Origin of the sequence: uncultured Pelagibacterium sp., from assembly GCF_963972885.1 — a bacterium.
Lineage (GTDB): Bacteria > Pseudomonadota > Alphaproteobacteria > Rhizobiales > Devosiaceae > Pelagibacterium > Pelagibacterium nitratireducens.
In genome coordinates, this window is the sequence record NZ_CAXAXY010000014.1 from 30,451 (window position 1) to 45,080 (window position 14,630).

The 14,630-nt window shown below is 61.0% G+C and carries 13 protein-coding genes; 6 read left to right on the forward strand and 7 right to left on the reverse strand.

Features of this window, described 5'->3' with window-relative positions; translation table 11 throughout:
• Positions 1–69: 69 nt before the first annotated feature.
• Positions 70–258: a hypothetical protein gene (locus AACZ55_RS04365; RefSeq protein WP_338609751.1), complete on the forward strand. Its 189-nt coding sequence runs from the start codon at positions 70–72 to the stop codon at positions 256–258.
• Between the two features lie 52 nt (positions 259–310).
• Here the strand turns inward: AACZ55_RS04365 and AACZ55_RS04370 are convergent, their stop codons facing one another.
• Both AACZ55_RS04370 and AACZ55_RS04375 read right to left on the reverse strand, forming a co-directional pair.
• Positions 311–2,215 carry an ABC transporter ATP-binding protein gene (locus tag AACZ55_RS04370; RefSeq protein ID WP_339643505.1) on the reverse strand — a complete coding sequence of 635 codons (1,905 nt, stop codon included), beginning with the start codon at positions 2,213–2,215 and terminating at the stop codon, positions 311–313.
• Entirely contained in the window at positions 2,212–4,068 is a 1,857-nt protein-coding gene (locus AACZ55_RS04375) for an ABC transporter ATP-binding protein (protein WP_339643508.1), read from the reverse strand. The genes AACZ55_RS04370 and AACZ55_RS04375 overlap by 4 nt, the downstream gene beginning before the upstream one ends.
• Before the next feature lie 728 nt (positions 4,069–4,796).
• On the opposite strand from AACZ55_RS04375, the gene AACZ55_RS04380 reads away from it, so the two are divergent.
• Both AACZ55_RS04380 and AACZ55_RS04385 read left to right on the forward strand, forming a co-directional pair.
• Entirely contained in the window at positions 4,797–6,794 is a 1,998-nt protein-coding gene (locus AACZ55_RS04380; RefSeq protein ID WP_339643511.1) for a methyl-accepting chemotaxis protein, read from the forward strand.
• 262 nt (positions 6,795–7,056) lie between these two features.
• Positions 7,057–8,028, forward strand: coding sequence for an iron-siderophore ABC transporter substrate-binding protein (locus tag AACZ55_RS04385; RefSeq protein ID WP_339643514.1), 972 nt, complete (start codon positions 7,057–7,059; stop codon positions 8,026–8,028).
• A gap of 628 nt (positions 8,029–8,656) precedes the next feature.
• Here AACZ55_RS04385 and AACZ55_RS04390 read toward each other — a convergent pair.
• Together AACZ55_RS04390 and AACZ55_RS04395 are read right to left on the reverse strand one after the other, a co-directional pair.
• Positions 8,657–9,049 carry a septal ring lytic transglycosylase RlpA family protein gene (locus AACZ55_RS04390; RefSeq protein WP_338609756.1) on the reverse strand — a complete coding sequence of 131 codons (393 nt, stop codon included), beginning with the start codon at positions 9,047–9,049 and terminating at the stop codon, positions 8,657–8,659.
• A gap of 221 nt (positions 9,050–9,270) precedes the next feature.
• Complete coding sequence (locus AACZ55_RS04395; protein ID WP_339643517.1) at positions 9,271–9,918, reverse strand: peptidase inhibitor family I36 protein; 648 nt, start codon at positions 9,916–9,918, stop codon at positions 9,271–9,273.
• Positions 9,919–10,082: 164 nt separating this feature from the next.
• Here AACZ55_RS04395 and AACZ55_RS04400 point away from each other — a divergent pair, with 164 nt between their 5' ends.
• The gene (locus AACZ55_RS04400) at positions 10,083–10,733 is read left to right on the forward strand and encodes an MOSC domain-containing protein (RefSeq protein ID WP_339643520.1); all 651 of its coding nucleotides are present in this window, start codon (positions 10,083–10,085) and stop codon (positions 10,731–10,733) included.
• Between the two features lie 117 nt (positions 10,734–10,850).
• Here the strand turns inward: AACZ55_RS04400 and AACZ55_RS04405 are convergent, their stop codons facing one another.
• The gene (locus AACZ55_RS04405) at positions 10,851–11,246 is read right to left on the reverse strand and encodes an acyl-CoA thioesterase (RefSeq protein WP_338609759.1); all 396 of its coding nucleotides are present in this window, start codon (positions 11,244–11,246) and stop codon (positions 10,851–10,853) included.
• 2 nt (positions 11,247–11,248) lie between these two features.
• Positions 11,249–11,842, reverse strand: a complete 594-nt coding sequence (locus tag AACZ55_RS04410; RefSeq protein ID WP_338609760.1) for a thymidine kinase — start codon at positions 11,840–11,842, stop codon at positions 11,249–11,251.
• A gap of 312 nt (positions 11,843–12,154) precedes the next feature.
• Here AACZ55_RS04410 and AACZ55_RS04415 point away from each other — a divergent pair, with 312 nt between their 5' ends.
• Positions 12,155–12,565: a hypothetical protein gene (locus AACZ55_RS04415; protein WP_339643525.1), complete on the forward strand. Its 411-nt coding sequence runs from the start codon at positions 12,155–12,157 to the stop codon at positions 12,563–12,565.
• Positions 12,566–12,620: 55 nt separating this feature from the next.
• Here AACZ55_RS04415 and AACZ55_RS04420 read toward each other — a convergent pair whose 3' ends face one another.
• Positions 12,621–13,046, reverse strand: a complete 426-nt coding sequence (locus AACZ55_RS04420; protein WP_338609762.1) for a CBS domain-containing protein — start codon at positions 13,044–13,046, stop codon at positions 12,621–12,623.
• Positions 13,047–13,215: 169 nt separating this feature from the next.
• Here AACZ55_RS04420 and AACZ55_RS04425 point away from each other — a divergent pair, with 169 nt between their 5' ends.
• Entirely contained in the window at positions 13,216–14,418 is a 1,203-nt protein-coding gene (locus tag AACZ55_RS04425; RefSeq protein ID WP_339643528.1) for a pyridoxal phosphate-dependent aminotransferase, read from the forward strand.
• Positions 14,419–14,630: the final 212 nt, after the last annotated feature.

Sequence of the window (14,630 nt, forward strand, 5' to 3'; positions counted from 1 at the left end):
GAACACGTCTTGATTCGTGTTACTTTACGTGACGAACTCTCGGTGTTGTGCCAATCCAAGGAGATTGAGATGGCCAAGAATACTGGTGACGGTTACAGGCGCGGCGCGGTTACTGGCCGTACGCAATTTCAGCATGAAAATGGCAATTGGCAAAAGCGCGACGAGCGCACGGGTCAGTTCATGGACCGGAAGCAGAGTGATGGACCGTTCAAGGGTGTCGCTAAAGAGCCGGACGGACGGGATACTCCGAACGCCTGAGCGACCCTAAAGCGCAGTCTCAGGTACTGCGGTGAGTGGGGTGCTAGCCGCCTCACGTCGTCCCATCCCCCGCGGTGGCGGCGTTGACTACGTCGTCAGGGATGTCGTCGAAGCTGGAGTAGTTCATGGTGTAGAGGCGCGCGTAGAGGCCGTTTTTGGCCATGAGCTGATCGTGGTTGCCCTGTTCGATCAATTCGCCGTTCTGGAGCACGATGATGCGGTCGGCGCCGCGGATGGTGGCGAGGCGGTGGGCGATGACGAGGCCGGTGCGGCCCGCGAGCAGGGTTTCGAGCGCCTTTTGAATCTGGCGTTCGGTGTAGCTGTCGATATTGGCGGTGGCCTCGTCGAGGACGAGGATTTTGGCGTCGGCGACAAGGGCGCGGGCGAAGCTGAGCAATTGGCGCTGGCCGAGTGAGAAGTTGGAACCGCGCTGTTCGAGGACGGTATCGTAGCCATCGGGCAGGCGGGTGATGAACTCGTGGGCGCCGACGGCCTTTGACGCTGCGATGACGTCGTCGAGTGTGGCGGATGCCTTGTTGTAGCGGATGTTTTCAAACACCGTGCCGGTGAACAGGAACGGCTCCTGAAGCACCATGGCGACCTGTTCGCCTAAGGATTCCTGGGTCACGTCGCGCACATCGTGGCCGCCAACGCGGACGGCACCGGACTGGACTTCATAAAAGCGATGCACGAGCGCCATGGCGCTGGTCTTGCCCGAGCCGGTGGGGCCGACAAGGGCGACGGTTTCGCCGGGATTGACGTGGAAGGAGACGTTTTTGAGGACAGGGCGTTTGGGATCGTAACCGAAGACGACATTGTCGAAATCGACCGACCCATCCATGTCGCGGGTGAGGTTTACCGCGTCTGGCTTGTCGGCGATGGAGACGGGGACGTCGAGCACTTCGGTGATGCGGCGGCCCGAGGTCATGGCGCGCTGCATGATGGAATATTGCATGGTCAGCGAGCGGATGGGATCGAAAAAGCGCTGGATGTAGAACAGGAAGGCGACGATGATGCCGATCTGCATGGAGCCGTTGAGCACAAGCGAGCCGCCGACCACGATGACGGTGGCCATGGCGATGCCGGTCAAACTGTCGACGATGGGCACCATGACCTGAGCGTAGCGCGAGCCGGTCAACTGGGTTTTCAGGTTCGACCAGGCCTTGTCGTCATAGAGGTCGAAATTGACCTTCTGACGGTCGAGGTTCTGGATGGTGCGCACGCCGTTGATGCCTTCGGCCATGGCGCCATTGGTGGCCGAATTGGTCTCATGGGCGGCCCAGAAGGCGCGCTTAGCGCGCGGCAGCCAGAAGATGCGGACGATGAACAGGGCGGGCATGGTGGCGAGGGTCAAAAGCCCCAGGCCCCAATCGAGGCTCAAAAGCACGACGACGATACCGCACAGCAGGACCAGATCGCCGATGGAGACGATCGAGGTTTCGAGGAATTCCTGCATGGAATTGACGTCGCCCTGCAGCCGGCTCATCAGGCGCCCGACTTCGGTCTTGTCCATGAAACCGAGCGCAACGATCTGCAGGCGCGCGAACATGGCGCGGCGCATGTCGAACAGCACGTTTTCGGCGACGTTGCCGACCTGCTTTTCCTGGATCCAAGAGGCGGCATAGTTGAGGGTGACGACAATGGCGAAGATCGCAACCGACCAGATCAGGCCGCCTCCGCCCGCGAGGGGATCGACCAGCGCAGTGTCGATGGCATTGCCGACGATCAGGGGAATGGCGAGCTGGGTGGCGGTAAAGATCAGCACGGCGATGACCGAAAGATAGATGCGCAGGCGATAGGGATGCACGAAGGCCCAGATGCGCCGGATGGTGCGCGGGTCATAGGCCTTGCCGAACACTTCCTCCTCGATATGGGCGCTGCCCACGGTGGCGCGGGGCGGGCGCTGGCCGGGGAAGGTGGCGGTGTCGTGTTCGTCGTCGAGATCGGTCGCGGTCATTGTCCGGCCTCTTTTAGTTCGATGTCTTCGGTGGGCCGGGTCTGGAGATCGTAGAGGGCGCGGTAGCGGCCGCCCAGCGCGAGCAGTTCGTCATGGGTGCCGCGCTCGGCGATGGTGCCGTCCTCAAGGAAGAAGATGGTGTCGGCGTCCATGAGCGAAGATAGGCGGTGGGCGATGATGATGGTGATGCGGTCTTTGGCAAAGCGGCGGATGGCCGAGCGGATGCGGTGTTCGGTGCCGGCGTCGATGGCGGCGGTGGAATCGTCGAACACCATCACAGCCGGTTTGAGCACCAGGCTGCGGGCAATGGAAAGGCGCTGACGCTGGCCGCCCGAGAGCGAGACGCCGCGTTCGCCGACGACGGTATCGTAATCGGCGGGCAGGCCCATGATGTAGTTATGGAGCTGGGCGCTTTCGGCGGCCTTTTCGATGCGGGTTTCCTTGGCCCAGGGGTTGCCGTAGGCGATGTTGTTTTCGATCGTGGTGGTGAAGAGGAACGTATCCTGCTGCACGACAGCCACGCTGGTGCGCAGCGATTTCAGCGTCACGTCGCGGACATCCTGGCCGTCGATCTTTATGCTGCCTTCTGAGACGTCGTAAAAACGGGCGATCAGATGGGCGAGGGTGGATTTGCCGCTGCCGGGGGCGCCGACGATGCCGATGGTCTGGCCCTTGCGGGCGGTGAAACTGACGTCCTTGAGGGTGGGGTGGGCGGCGCCGTCATAGGTGAAGCCCACATGCTCGAAGCTGAGCGTGCCGTCGGTGACGGCAAGATCGGTGGCGCCGGGCTTGTCCCTGATGTCCACGGGGGCGTCGATGAAGGCAAAGAAGCGCGTGCCACAGGTCGAGGCGCGGGCAAAGGAATTGACCATCAGTCCGAGCTGGCGCACCGGCATCTGCAGGATGGTCATGAAGGTGAGAAAGCTGGCCAACGTGCCCACGCTGATTTCGCCGGCGATGACCTTGTTGCCGCCCACCCAGAGCACCAGCCCCATGGCGGCAAAGAAGGAAAAGGTCATCATCGAAGTGTTTTTCACCCGGATGTTGGTGCGCTGATGGGCAAGGCCCAGGGCATCGTCGGAGGCGGTGTCGAACTTTTTGAGCTCGTGCTTCTGACCCGAAAAGGCGCGGACGACGCGGATGCCGCCGAGGTTTTCTTCCATGATGCGGGTGAGCACCGAGAGCTTTTCCTGCAGGGTCAGCCAGGTCTTGCGCAGGGTCAACTGGGCCACCGAGGAGCGCCAGGCGACGAAGGGCACGAAGCTGAGTGCGAGAAGGCCGAGCACGATATCGGTCGAAATCAGCATCCAGGCGCCGACACCGATCAGGATGGTGAGCAGGACGACGCGGATCAGGCCGGTCGAAAAGAACATGCGGATGCCGTCGAGATCGAGCAGGCCGATGGTGATCAGATCGCCCGAATGGACCTTGTCGTGATAGGCATAGGGGAGGCGCTGGACCTTGTCGTAGAAGGCCAGGCGCAATTCATAGCCAACGTGGTGGCCCACCGATTCCGCGAAATAGTTCTGGAGCAGGGTGAACACGCCGCGCAGGATCGAGACGACGAGCAGGGTGATGGCGCTGGCCCAGAGGGCCCGTTCGGCATCCTGGCTGGAGACCGAAAGGATATTCTGCGCCTGATCGATGGCCTGGCCGAGAAGGCGGGGAATCGAAAGCTGGAGCAGGGCGGCGACAATGGTCGCGACGACGGCGATCGCCACCTGCCAGTGGTGGCGGAAGGCCAGAAGGGCGATCCGCAGGAGGGGCCGGCGATCCTTGCCGGAATGGGCGGCTGCAACATGGGCCCTGGCGTCGCCACGCGAACGCTGCCGGCCAGCCGTGAGGGTGGTCACTTGGGTATCCAGACATCAAAAAGCGCCCGATGGTGACGCGGGAATCGGTCTTGAGGAAAATCGGGCAAATCACTCGCCCGTGTATTCAAGGCCGTTTTGTAACATGTTGCAAGATGTTACCGGCTGCCAAAGGGCAATTTGCCACCACTGAAGCGGCCAACCCGTCGACGAAAAATCAAAACCCCCGCCGGGGAGGATCGGCGAGGGTCTTGATGCATGGGAATGAATGAGTGAGCTTGCCGGTCAGGCGAAGGCGCCGGTGAAGGCCATCACTGTGACCATCATGGTGACCATGACGGCGCCAGCGGCGGTTCCGATGCTCATCTGAATAAGGGTGCGGGCCATTTTCAGCCTCCAGTGTTTGATGCCTCTGTACCGTCCTTAACGAGGCCGATCGATGTTTGGTTTCATCGTTGACGGTTTCGTGTGCGGTGAGGCGATAAAATCATGTGCCGGCTGAACCGGGACTGAATGGTCGGTTCAGGCGGGGCATGAGGGTCGCGGGTTTTGCGCGCCCGGGCGCAATGTGTCGAAAATTTTAAGTATTTCTGCCTAGGGTCGCGACAGCTCCGGCGGTGATCAGGGACGGCATTGGCCGGGGCAACGGGCGGATTGCGCGTTTGGCTGGCACTGTGTTGTCCCTGGCATTCAATCCTCCCTCTCAAAGACAACCTCTCGTCCAGAAGGGCGAAAGGGCTCAGGGCTCGAATTACGGATTGAAAGACAGAATGTTTTCGAAACTCAGCGTTAAATTCAGGGTTTATGGCGCCTTTGGCGTTCTCATGGGATGCCTTGTACTTGTCGGTCTGGCTGGCCAGTTCGGTGTGCAGGCGATGAGTGGACTTCTCGACGGATACCAGAAAAGTGCCGCCAAGACCCAGGAAATCAACGATTATGTTCGCGACCTCGAGGCCGCGCGGCGGCTCAATTTCGACTTCCGGCTCTCGCCGTCCGCAGAGACGGCCGAAGCACTGGTGGTCATGATCGAAGATGTTGCCACCAACGACGCCGACGGGCTTGCCCACTTTGCCGGTGACCCGGAGGCGCTGGCCACGATCGGTGAAGTCGAAGTGCTCGCCCAGCAATACCTGACCGCCGCCGAAGAGATGATTGCCGCCCAGGAGGCGATGAATGTCACGGCGCAGGTCGCCGCAGCACGCACGCTCGATGAGCTGGGCCCGCAGATGCAGTCGCTTTACGACCGTCTGTCCGACCAGGTTACCGATCAGCAGAATGCGCTGGGCGCGCGGATCGACGGCGAGCAAAGCTATTATATGACGATCCTGATCGCCGAGATCGTTGCGGCGCTGCTGATCGGCACCGTGTGCGCGTTTGCGATGGGCCGCTGGCTCTCGGGCGCGATTTCGGGCATGACAGCGATGATGCGGCGTCTGGCCGATGGCGATTTCAATACCGACATTTCGGGAAGCGAGCGCGAGCATGAGCTGGGCCAGATGGCCAAGGCGCTGCAGGTGTTCCGCTCTAACGGGCAGGCCATGGAAGCGGCTGAGGCCGAGCGGCTGCTCAATGCCAGGACCGCCGCAGAGCGGGCCGAGATGATGGAGCGGTTCCAGACGGCGTTCGACGGGGTGATCGAGGCCTGCGTCGCAGGCGATTTTACCAAGCGGATCACCGAGACCTTCGGCGATGAAGACATCGACCGTGTGGCGGCCAATTTCAACGCGATGCTCGAAACGGTCAATGCCGGGCTGGGCGAGGCGGGGCATGTGCTTTCGGCGCTGGCCAGGACCGATCTGACCCAGCGCATGGAAGGCCAGTATCAGGGCGCCTTTGCGGCGCTGCGTGATGACACCAATTCGGTTGCCGAAAAGCTGACCGAGATCGTGGCGCAGCTCAAGACGACGTCGCGCGGCCTCAAAACGGCAACCGGCGAAATCCTGGCCGGAGCCAACGATCTGTCGGAACGCACGACGCGGCAGGCGGCGGCGATCGAGGAGACCTCGGCGGCCATCGAACAGATGACCTTTACGGTCAAGGGCAATGCCGACAAGGCCGAAATCGCTTATGGCAAGAGCCAGGCGGCGGCCGAACTCGCCAATGCGGGCGGCACGGTGATGGTCAAGGCAACGACGGCGATGGAGCGCATCACGACGTCTTCGGGCAAGATCTCCAACATCATCGGCATGATCGACGACATCGCTTTCCAGACCAACCTTCTGGCGCTCAACGCTTCGGTGGAAGCGGCGCGGGCCGGGGATGCGGGCAAGGGCTTTGCCGTTGTCGCCGTCGAAGTGCGCCGGCTGGCACAATCGGCGGCGTCCGCATCGGCGGAGGTCAAGGCGCTGATCGAGCAAAGCGCCAATGAAGTCGATGGCGGATCGAAACTGGTGGCTGAGGCCGCGTCCAAGCTCAGCGATATCCTGGCGGCGGTTCGGGAAAATTCCGAACTGATGCAGGGAATTTCCGAAGCCAACCGCGAGCAGACAACGGCGATTGGCGAAGTGCGGACCGCCGTCCAGCAGATGGACGAGATGACCCAGCACAATGCGGCGCTGGTCGAGGAAACCAACGCGGCGATCGAGCAGACCGAGGCGCAGGCTTCCGAACTCGACCGGGTGGTGGAGATTTTCACCATCGACAAAAACACCGCGATTGCCAGCGAAACCGCCGCGCCGCAAACGCGCAAACCTGAAGTGGCCAAGGCGGCGCGCTCGTATCTGACGCAGGGCAATGCCGCGCTCAAGGATGACTGGTCGGAGTTCTAGAGTCGTTGAGGATTTGATTGACTCAAATCCTTGGCTCTAAGTCCTTGTTTTGGCGCGTGTCCGAACCGCAAAACCGTTTCCATCCCCGATCGCGTCGAGGACATGCTTTTGCTGGACACGCTCTAGACCGCAGACATCATTGTGAAGAGCCCGCGCGGTAAGCCGCGCGGGCTTTTGCCTTTGTCAGGCTTGCGCGGGGCCGGCTTTATAAATATGAGTTTTGAAATCATGTTATAGCCGTCGCGATCGAAGGAGTTTTGCGGTGAGGATTGCAATCAGAACAGTGTTGGTGCTGTCGATGTGTGGTGTGCCGGCAGGGCCGGCGCTGGCGCAGGATTTTCCGGTGACCATCGCGCACGCCTATGGGCAGACCACCATCGAGGCGCAGCCCGAGCGTGTTGCGACATGGGCGTGGGGAAACACGGACGCGGTCCTGTCGCTGGGCGTCAAGCCGGTGGCCATTCCGTTCATTTCCTATGGCGGTGGCGATAACGGCATCCACCCCTGGGCGGAAGAGGCACTGGACGCGATGGGCGGAGAAATGCCCGCTATCCTGGCCGAGGGCGACGAGCCGCCTTACGAACAGATCCTGGCGGCTGATCCCGACATCATCATTGCGGCCTATTCGGGAATCACCGAGGAGCAGTACGAACGGCTGAGCCAGATCGCGCCGACCATCGCCTATCAGGATGCTGCCTGGAGCGCGCCATGGCAGGATGTGACCCTTACGGTGGGGCAGGCACTGGGGCTGGCCGAGGAGGCCGAGACGCTGGTGGCAGAGACCGAGCAATTTGTCGCCGACACCGTCGCCCAGCATGAAGGGCTGGCGGGCACCACATTTATCGGGCTCAACGATTATGACGGCTCGCTGGCCATCTATGCCGGGCTCGACTCGCGGGTGAAGTTCCTGACCGATCTGGGACTGGTCTATGCGCCGAGTCTGGATGCGTTGGGCGGGGACGACGAGAATTTCTATTTCTCGGTCAGCTATGAAAATGCCGACCAACTGGTCTCGGACATTCTGGTTTCCTATTATGAAAACCAGTCAGATTCCGATGCGTTCTTTGCCGAGCCCTACATTGCGCGTCTGCCCCAGACTCAGGCGGGGGCCTATGCGTCGATCGTGGGGATCGAACAGGTGGCCGCCGTCTCGCCGCCTTCAGCGCTTTCCTTGCGCTGGGGACTTGAAGACTATGTCGCGCAACTGGCGGCAGCCGCCGAGAAGGCCGAGTGAGATTGGCCCTAGAGCCGTTCAGGATTTGATTGACTCAAATCCTTGGCTCCAAACCTTTGTTCTGTCGCGTGTCCGAACCGCAATACCGCTTCCATCCCCGATCGCGTCGAGGGCATGGTTTTGCTGGACACGCTCTATGCCGCCAGGGCGCCGGTGACGAAAAGAACCATGGTGAACAGGGCGCACAGCGTTGCGCCCGTCAGGGCGGCGACGGACATCGATACCAATTTCTGGGTCGTCATCTTGTGGGACATGGACAAGCCTTTAGTTGACCGGTTGGCGGACCGGCCAAGGACGTAAACCGCGATGCCCGAGCGCAATTGGCGCAAGCACCGCATTCAATACAGCCCCCAAACCGGCGTGTGCGCATGTCGCCAAACATCCCGCACAACGCCGGCGGCATTTCTGCCGCGGCCGCAAGTGCATCTCAGGAAATGTCCTTGCGGCACCCAGACTATGCGCGGTTAACAGGACGTTTTGGGGAAAACTCAAATTGTCGGTAAATTTTTGGTTTCGGTCTGCGCCCCTCTGTGGAGAACAGGGCGATGCGGTGGCAAAAGCCCAATAAAAACAAGGCGCTCCGGAGGTTCGGAACGCCCTGTGGGAAACCGCTTTGGGCCGGGAGAAATCAGCCGATGACTTCGACGGTAACCTTGGCGGTGCCCGAATTGATCATGTCAATCCGGTTGGCCGCTTCGCGCGAGAGATCGATGATGCGTCCACCGGTGAAGGGGCCGCGATCATTGATGCGAACCACGACGCTTTCGCCATTGTTGCTGTTTGTCACCACCACTTCGGTGCCGAACGGCAGGTAGCGGTGGGCAGCGGTCAATGCGTGCTGGTTGTAGGTTTCGCCATTGGCGGTTTTTCTGCCGTGGAACTTGCCGCCATACCATGATGCGGTGCCTGACAGGGTCTGAACGATGGCTATCGTGTCCTGTGCGTTGATGGCTGAGGTGGCGAGGGGGAAAGCTCCAAGAGTGAGTGCTGCAACCAGCACTGCAGGCTTGATGAATTTCATGAGGGTCCTGACCCGTTTTGTTTGGCGACGGGAAAGGGTTCTACACGAAGATGTGACAAGAACGAGGACCGAATCGGTCAAAAAATGGGCAGAGCCGTTTCTGCGGCAATTGGTCAGGAACCGTGGCTTTTGGGCAACGCCACGAGACGGGTTGGCAAAACTGCATGCAAAACCCGCCCGGACGGACCGGGCGGGTCTGGATCACGTTGGGTCCGTTGCGATCAGCGGCGGCCCAGATAATAGGACGAAATGTCGTCCGAGAGCATGCCCAGATTGCGCACCGAGCGATCGATCACGGCGCAGCGGCCATTGAAGTTGGAGCTGGTGCAGACCGTGGCGCTGACATTGCCTTCGACGCGGGCCGAGCGGATACGGTCGTTCCAGAAATTGCCCAGAAAGCGCTCGTTGTCGTTGTCCGCTGCGCAGAAGCTGCGGCCGGCGTAATTGTATTCTTCGTAAAAACACACACGGCCGTCGGGGGCGGGTTCGGTCGGGCGATTGTTGCCGATGGTCACGTTGAAATTGGGTGTGTTGATGGAAAAGCCGATATCGGGCTGATTGGGCGCGGGTGACGGAGCCGGTGCGGGCGAGGGGCGTCCGTCATTGACCGGACGCAGATACCGCGCAGAGGCCCAGCCGCGGATATTGGTGGCGGTCACCTGGCACCAGGTGTTGGCGTTGTTGCATCCGGAAACCTCGACAACCTGATTGGTCGAAAGCGCGGCGATGACCGGATAATTGGTGCCCGGTCCTGTGCGCACGTTAAGGGCCGTCGTAGCGAAAGCCTGATAGGCCTGGGCGCCGGTGACAGTTGCCAAAACGCCGGTCACCGCGATGATCGCCGCGGCAGCAATTTTCCTGAAATTCATATTGCTCTCCCTTCGAGAGATTGGGGCTTTGTGGCAAAAATCTGCCAGTGGCCCCTTTGGTTCCATTTGTCCCTGCCGATGCGCGGTTTACCGCGAGGGGGATGCTCGGTTACACAGATTGACGATTTCACTTGAACCGCGAATGAACGGGGTTGATCGGCGAGATGTCTCAAATGCTCCTTGAAAGCGTCAATGTCGGCCAGCCGGTCGCTCTGGATGCCGGGCGACCGGACAAGCGCACCGGGATCTGCAAGCAGTCCGTGGCGGGGGCGGTGCGGGTGCGCGGTCTGGGCCTCGAAGGCGATGCGGTTGTGGACACAAGACACCATGGCGGTCCGGGGCAGGCGCTTTATCTCTATTCGCGTGAGGATTACGCGTTCTGGGCGGCGCGCGATGTTGCGACCGGTCCGGGGATGTTTGGAGAAAACCTGACCGTATCGGGGATCGAAAGCGCAGATCTGTGCATCGGAGACCGGCTGGCTGTTGGGGATGTGGTTCTCGAGGTGACCTCCTCGCGCATTCCGTGCGCGACTTTCGCCAGGCGAATGGGCGATCCGGGGTTCGTCAAGAAATTCCGCGATGCGGGCCGGCCCGGTGCCTATCTGCGGGTTGTCGCAGAGGGATATCTCGAGACGGGACAGGCGATTGAGTTGATCCCGTTCGCGGGGGACAGGATTTCGCTGGGCGAGCATTTTGCCCTGGTGTTTATGGCAATGAAAAAGCCCCTGCCGCGCGAAATGATCACGCGGCTGCTGGCGCTGCCGCTCGCCGAACGCGATCGGGCCGACAATCTCGAACGGCTGGCGGCGCTTTAGGGCCGAGGATTTGATTGAATCAAGTCCTCGACTCCATACCCTTGTTTATCGCGTGTCCGAACCGCAAAACCGTTCCCATCCCCGATCGCGTCGAGGACATGGTTTTGCTGGACACGCTTAGGACCTGGTTTCGCCAACCAAGCGCTTTTTTCCGTCGTCGGTGAGCGCGACGTAAATGAAGTGGCCCTCGGTCACTTTGGTGCGCAGGGGCAGATCGCGGGACTTGGTCCAGGCTTCCATGCCGACCTTGATGGAGGTGTTTCCGATCCTGTCGATCCAGGTATAGACGCAAAACACATCGCCGACCTTGACCGGGGCGATAAAGCTCATGGCTTCAACGGCGACGGTGGCCACGCGTCCGCCCACGTTCTCGACGGCACAGATCGCACCGGCGATGTCCATCTGGCTCATCACCCAGCCCCCGAAGATGTCGCCGGCAGCGTTTGTATCGGCGGGCATGGGCATTGTGCGGATGGTCATCGCGCCGCGGGGTTGGAGTGTATCGTCTTGCATGGTCATGGTCCTTTTACCGGCCAGCGGCCGACAGCTTCTTCCCAGTGTTTGCGACAGAGCGAAAGGTATACCGATTTTTCGATGGAAACCTGATCGCCGTCGGTCAAGACACGCCCGTTCATATCCTGACGCACGACCATTGTCGCCTTGGCGCCGCAGGTGCAGATGGTGCGGATTTCGCGCAGGGTGTCGGCGGTGGCGAGCAGTTCCATGGAACCGGGGAACAGCTTGCCCTGAAAATCGGTGCGCAGGCCATAGCACATCACGGGAATGCCGAGCCGATCGGCGACGCGGGCCAACTGCCAGACCTGATCGCGGGTCAGAAACTGGGCCTCGTCGACGAGAACACAATCGACTTTGGATTCCTCCTCATGGTCGCGGACCGACTGATAGAGGTCATCATCCTGCCCGTAGAGCAGGGCCGGTTCGGCAATGCCGATGCGCGAGCGGATCAGCCCGATGCCGTCCTCGACATAGAGGGCGGATGTGTAGAGCAGGGGGCGCATGCCACGTTCGCGATAATTGTGGGCCGCCTGCAAAAGCAGGGTGGACTTGCCCGCATTCATCGCGGCATAGGAAAAATAGAGCTTGGCCACGGGGCCGTTCCGGAAACTGTGATCGACAGGCGCTTGTAACCCGAGCAGGCGCCGATGGCGGACCTGTCGGTGGCCTCTTCCACAGGAAAAGAAAACGGTCGCCGGGGTGGGCGACCGAAAAGGTGGTGCCGAATGGGGTATCGGCGTCGGGCGGACCGGCGAGGTATGCCGGCTGCAAGGACAACCCTATTGTCGTCTCATGACGCTGATATGACGGCGGTGCATGGGATGCCGGTTCATCTGATGTTCAGTTGAACCACGCCAAAAAGATCCGACATTGACATATCTCAATCCTGGTGGAGTTTAGCCTCAATGGCGCGTTGTTTTCGCACCCTTCTCAAGCTGGTTCCCTTTGCTCTGGCGATCATGGCGACCGCGCCTTCAATGGCGCAGGACCAATTCAATCCCATCGGCCTGTGGGAGCCCGACAACAGGGAATCGCGCTACGAGTTCACCTATTGCGGCGAAAATGGCGACCGGCTGTGCGCGGAACTGGTGTGGATCCAGCAAGACAAGCAGGACGCGCGCAACACCAAATATCTCAACACCTACATGTTCAAGAACGCGCGGCATGTCCGGCTCAACCGGTGGCAGGGGACCGTAACGCTTGAAGGCTTCAATATCGGGGGCACGGTGACCCAGACCGACAACAATACCATGCAGCTCGAAGCTTGCGCGCTGTTCGTGATCTGCGAAAACATCCGGCTCAGGCGGATCGAGTAGCGCTCGATCGCCCGTTCCAGGCCGCTTGCGGCCGGTGCGGCACCCCTTGTCCGGGTCAGCTCGATATGTATTCGCGCAGCGCTCCGGCTTCCTGTTCGGCCTCTTCGATCTTGCGCTTGACCACATCGCCAATCGAGATGATGCCGATCAGTTCGCCGTTTTCGACGACCGGCAGGTGGCGGAACCGGCCCTGGGACATGATGTTCATTGCCTGATCGACGGTGTCGGATCTTGAGCAGGTCTTGGGCGCACGGGTCATGAGCGTGGAGACGGGCTTGGCCCGGAAGCCCTCGGCGCTGCCGGCAAGATGGCGGACGACGTCGCGCTCGGAAATGATGCCTTCGACCTTGCCATTGTCGACCACGACAACGGCGCCGATGTTGTGCCGGGCAAGCGTGGCGACCAGATCACCAATGGTGGAGTCCGACGGGACCGTCACGACGTCGCTGCCCTTGATGGTCAGGATCGATTCAACAAACATGGCCTCTACCTCCTCATCGCGAACGTTCAGCTTGCCTTGTGCCGGACAAACGCGCAAGGGCCCGGAAAGGTCGACGAATTGGCGATTGACACTGCCGGTGGCATGGCGAGGTTCGCAATCACGGGCTATAGAATGGCACCGTTGGCCATTTAGATAATAGAGAAATGTCATGGGACTTATTTCTGACGCCCTCTCGCGCGTGCAGCCGTCTGCGACCGTGGGGATCAGCCAGCTTGCGCGCCAGATGGCGCAGGCCGGAAAGGACATCATCGCGCTATCGGCCGGTGAACCCGACTTCGACACCCCCCAACATGTGCGCAAGGCGGCAATCGACGCCATCGAGCGGGGGGAAACCCGCTATACCAATGTCGAGGGCATTGCCGAGCTCAAGGAAGCGGTGGCGGCCAAGTTCGGGCGCGACAACGGGCTCGATGTGGCGGCCGAGGACTGTTTTGTCTCGGCAGGCGGCAAGCAGATCATCTTCAACGCGCTGATGGCGACGCTCAATCCCGGTGACGAGGTGGTGGTGCCGGTGCCCTATTGGGTGAGCTATCCTGAAATCGTGCGGCTGGCCGGCGCGGAGCCGGTTTTCGCGCAGGCGAGCCAGGAGACGGGATTCAAGCTGACGCCGCAGGCGCTGGAGGCGGCGATCTCGGACAAGACCAAGTGGCTGATCCTCAACACCCCATCAAACCCCTCGGGCGCTGCCTATACCGAGGCGGAACTGGCCGGATTGGCGGCGGTGCTGATGAAATATCCACACGTCCATATCCTGACCGACGATATTTATGAGGTGCTGGTCTACGACGGGCGCCGTTTTGCAACGATCGCTCAGGTGGAGCCAAAGCTGATGGCGCGGACGCTCACCATGAACGGGGTGTCGAAGTCGCATGCCATGACGGGCTGGCGCATCGGCTATTGCACGGGCCCCAGGGAAATTCTCAAGGCCATGCTCAAGCTCCAGAGCCAGTCGACGACCAATCCGCCTTCGATCTCGCAATGGGCGGCCGTGGAGGCGCTCAATGGGCCGCAGGGGTTTCTGGCGGACTGGCGGGCGACGTTTCAGAAGCGGCGCGACTATGTGGTCGGGCGCCTCAACACGTTCGCAGGGCTCGATTGCCTGACGCCTGAAGGGGCGTTCTATGTGTTTCCGTCATGCAAGGGGCTGATCGGCAAGACCAGCGCCGGTGGGCGGGTTCTGGCCACCGATGAAGACGTGGTGATGGCGCTGCTCGAGGAGAATGGCGTGGCGCTCGTCCATGGGTCGGCGTTTGGGCTGGCCGGCCATTTCCGGATTTCCTATGCGGCCTCGGACAGCCAGCTTGCCGATGCGATGGACCGGATCGAAGCGTTTTGCTCGGGCGTGCAGTGAAAAAAAGAGGCTCCGTCCGAAGACGGAGCCTTGATCGAGGGCAAAGCCCTAATCTCTCAGTTTACGACCCTGCCGAGGGAGGAGGAGACGGCTCAGGTCGGTTGAGCGAAGGATGTGGGAGGAGGATACATCATTCGCTCGGTTGCCGGGAGCGAGGGGCCTAGGGAGGAGGAGAAGGCGCGTCGCTCATCGACAAGCCGAATATGGCCCGC

What these genes read in the sequence shown, in the direction of transcription:
- AACZ55_RS04365 (WP_338609751.1), top strand. Translation starts at nt 70, where the DNA reads ATGGCCAAGAATACTGGTGACGGTTACAGGCGCGGCGCGGTTACTGGC.
- AACZ55_RS04370 (WP_339643505.1), bottom strand. Translation starts at nt 2,215, where the DNA reads ATGACCGCGACCGATCTCGACGACGAACACGACACCGCCACCTTCCCC.
- AACZ55_RS04380 (WP_339643511.1), top strand. Translation starts at nt 4,797, where the DNA reads ATGTTTTCGAAACTCAGCGTTAAATTCAGGGTTTATGGCGCCTTTGGC.
- AACZ55_RS04390 (WP_338609756.1), bottom strand. Translation starts at nt 9,049, where the DNA reads ATGAAATTCATCAAGCCTGCAGTGCTGGTTGCAGCACTCACTCTTGGA.
- AACZ55_RS04395 (WP_339643517.1), bottom strand. Translation starts at nt 9,918, where the DNA reads ATGAATTTCAGGAAAATTGCTGCCGCGGCGATCATCGCGGTGACCGGC.
- AACZ55_RS04400 (WP_339643520.1), top strand. Translation starts at nt 10,083, where the DNA reads ATGTCTCAAATGCTCCTTGAAAGCGTCAATGTCGGCCAGCCGGTCGCT.
- AACZ55_RS04405 (WP_338609759.1), bottom strand. Translation starts at nt 11,246, where the DNA reads ATGCAAGACGATACACTCCAACCCCGCGGCGCGATGACCATCCGCACA.
- AACZ55_RS04415 (WP_339643525.1), top strand. Translation starts at nt 12,155, where the DNA reads ATGGCGCGTTGTTTTCGCACCCTTCTCAAGCTGGTTCCCTTTGCTCTG.
- AACZ55_RS04420 (WP_338609762.1), bottom strand. Translation starts at nt 13,046, where the DNA reads ATGTTTGTTGAATCGATCCTGACCATCAAGGGCAGCGACGTCGTGACG.
- AACZ55_RS04425 (WP_339643528.1), top strand. Translation starts at nt 13,216, where the DNA reads ATGGGACTTATTTCTGACGCCCTCTCGCGCGTGCAGCCGTCTGCGACC.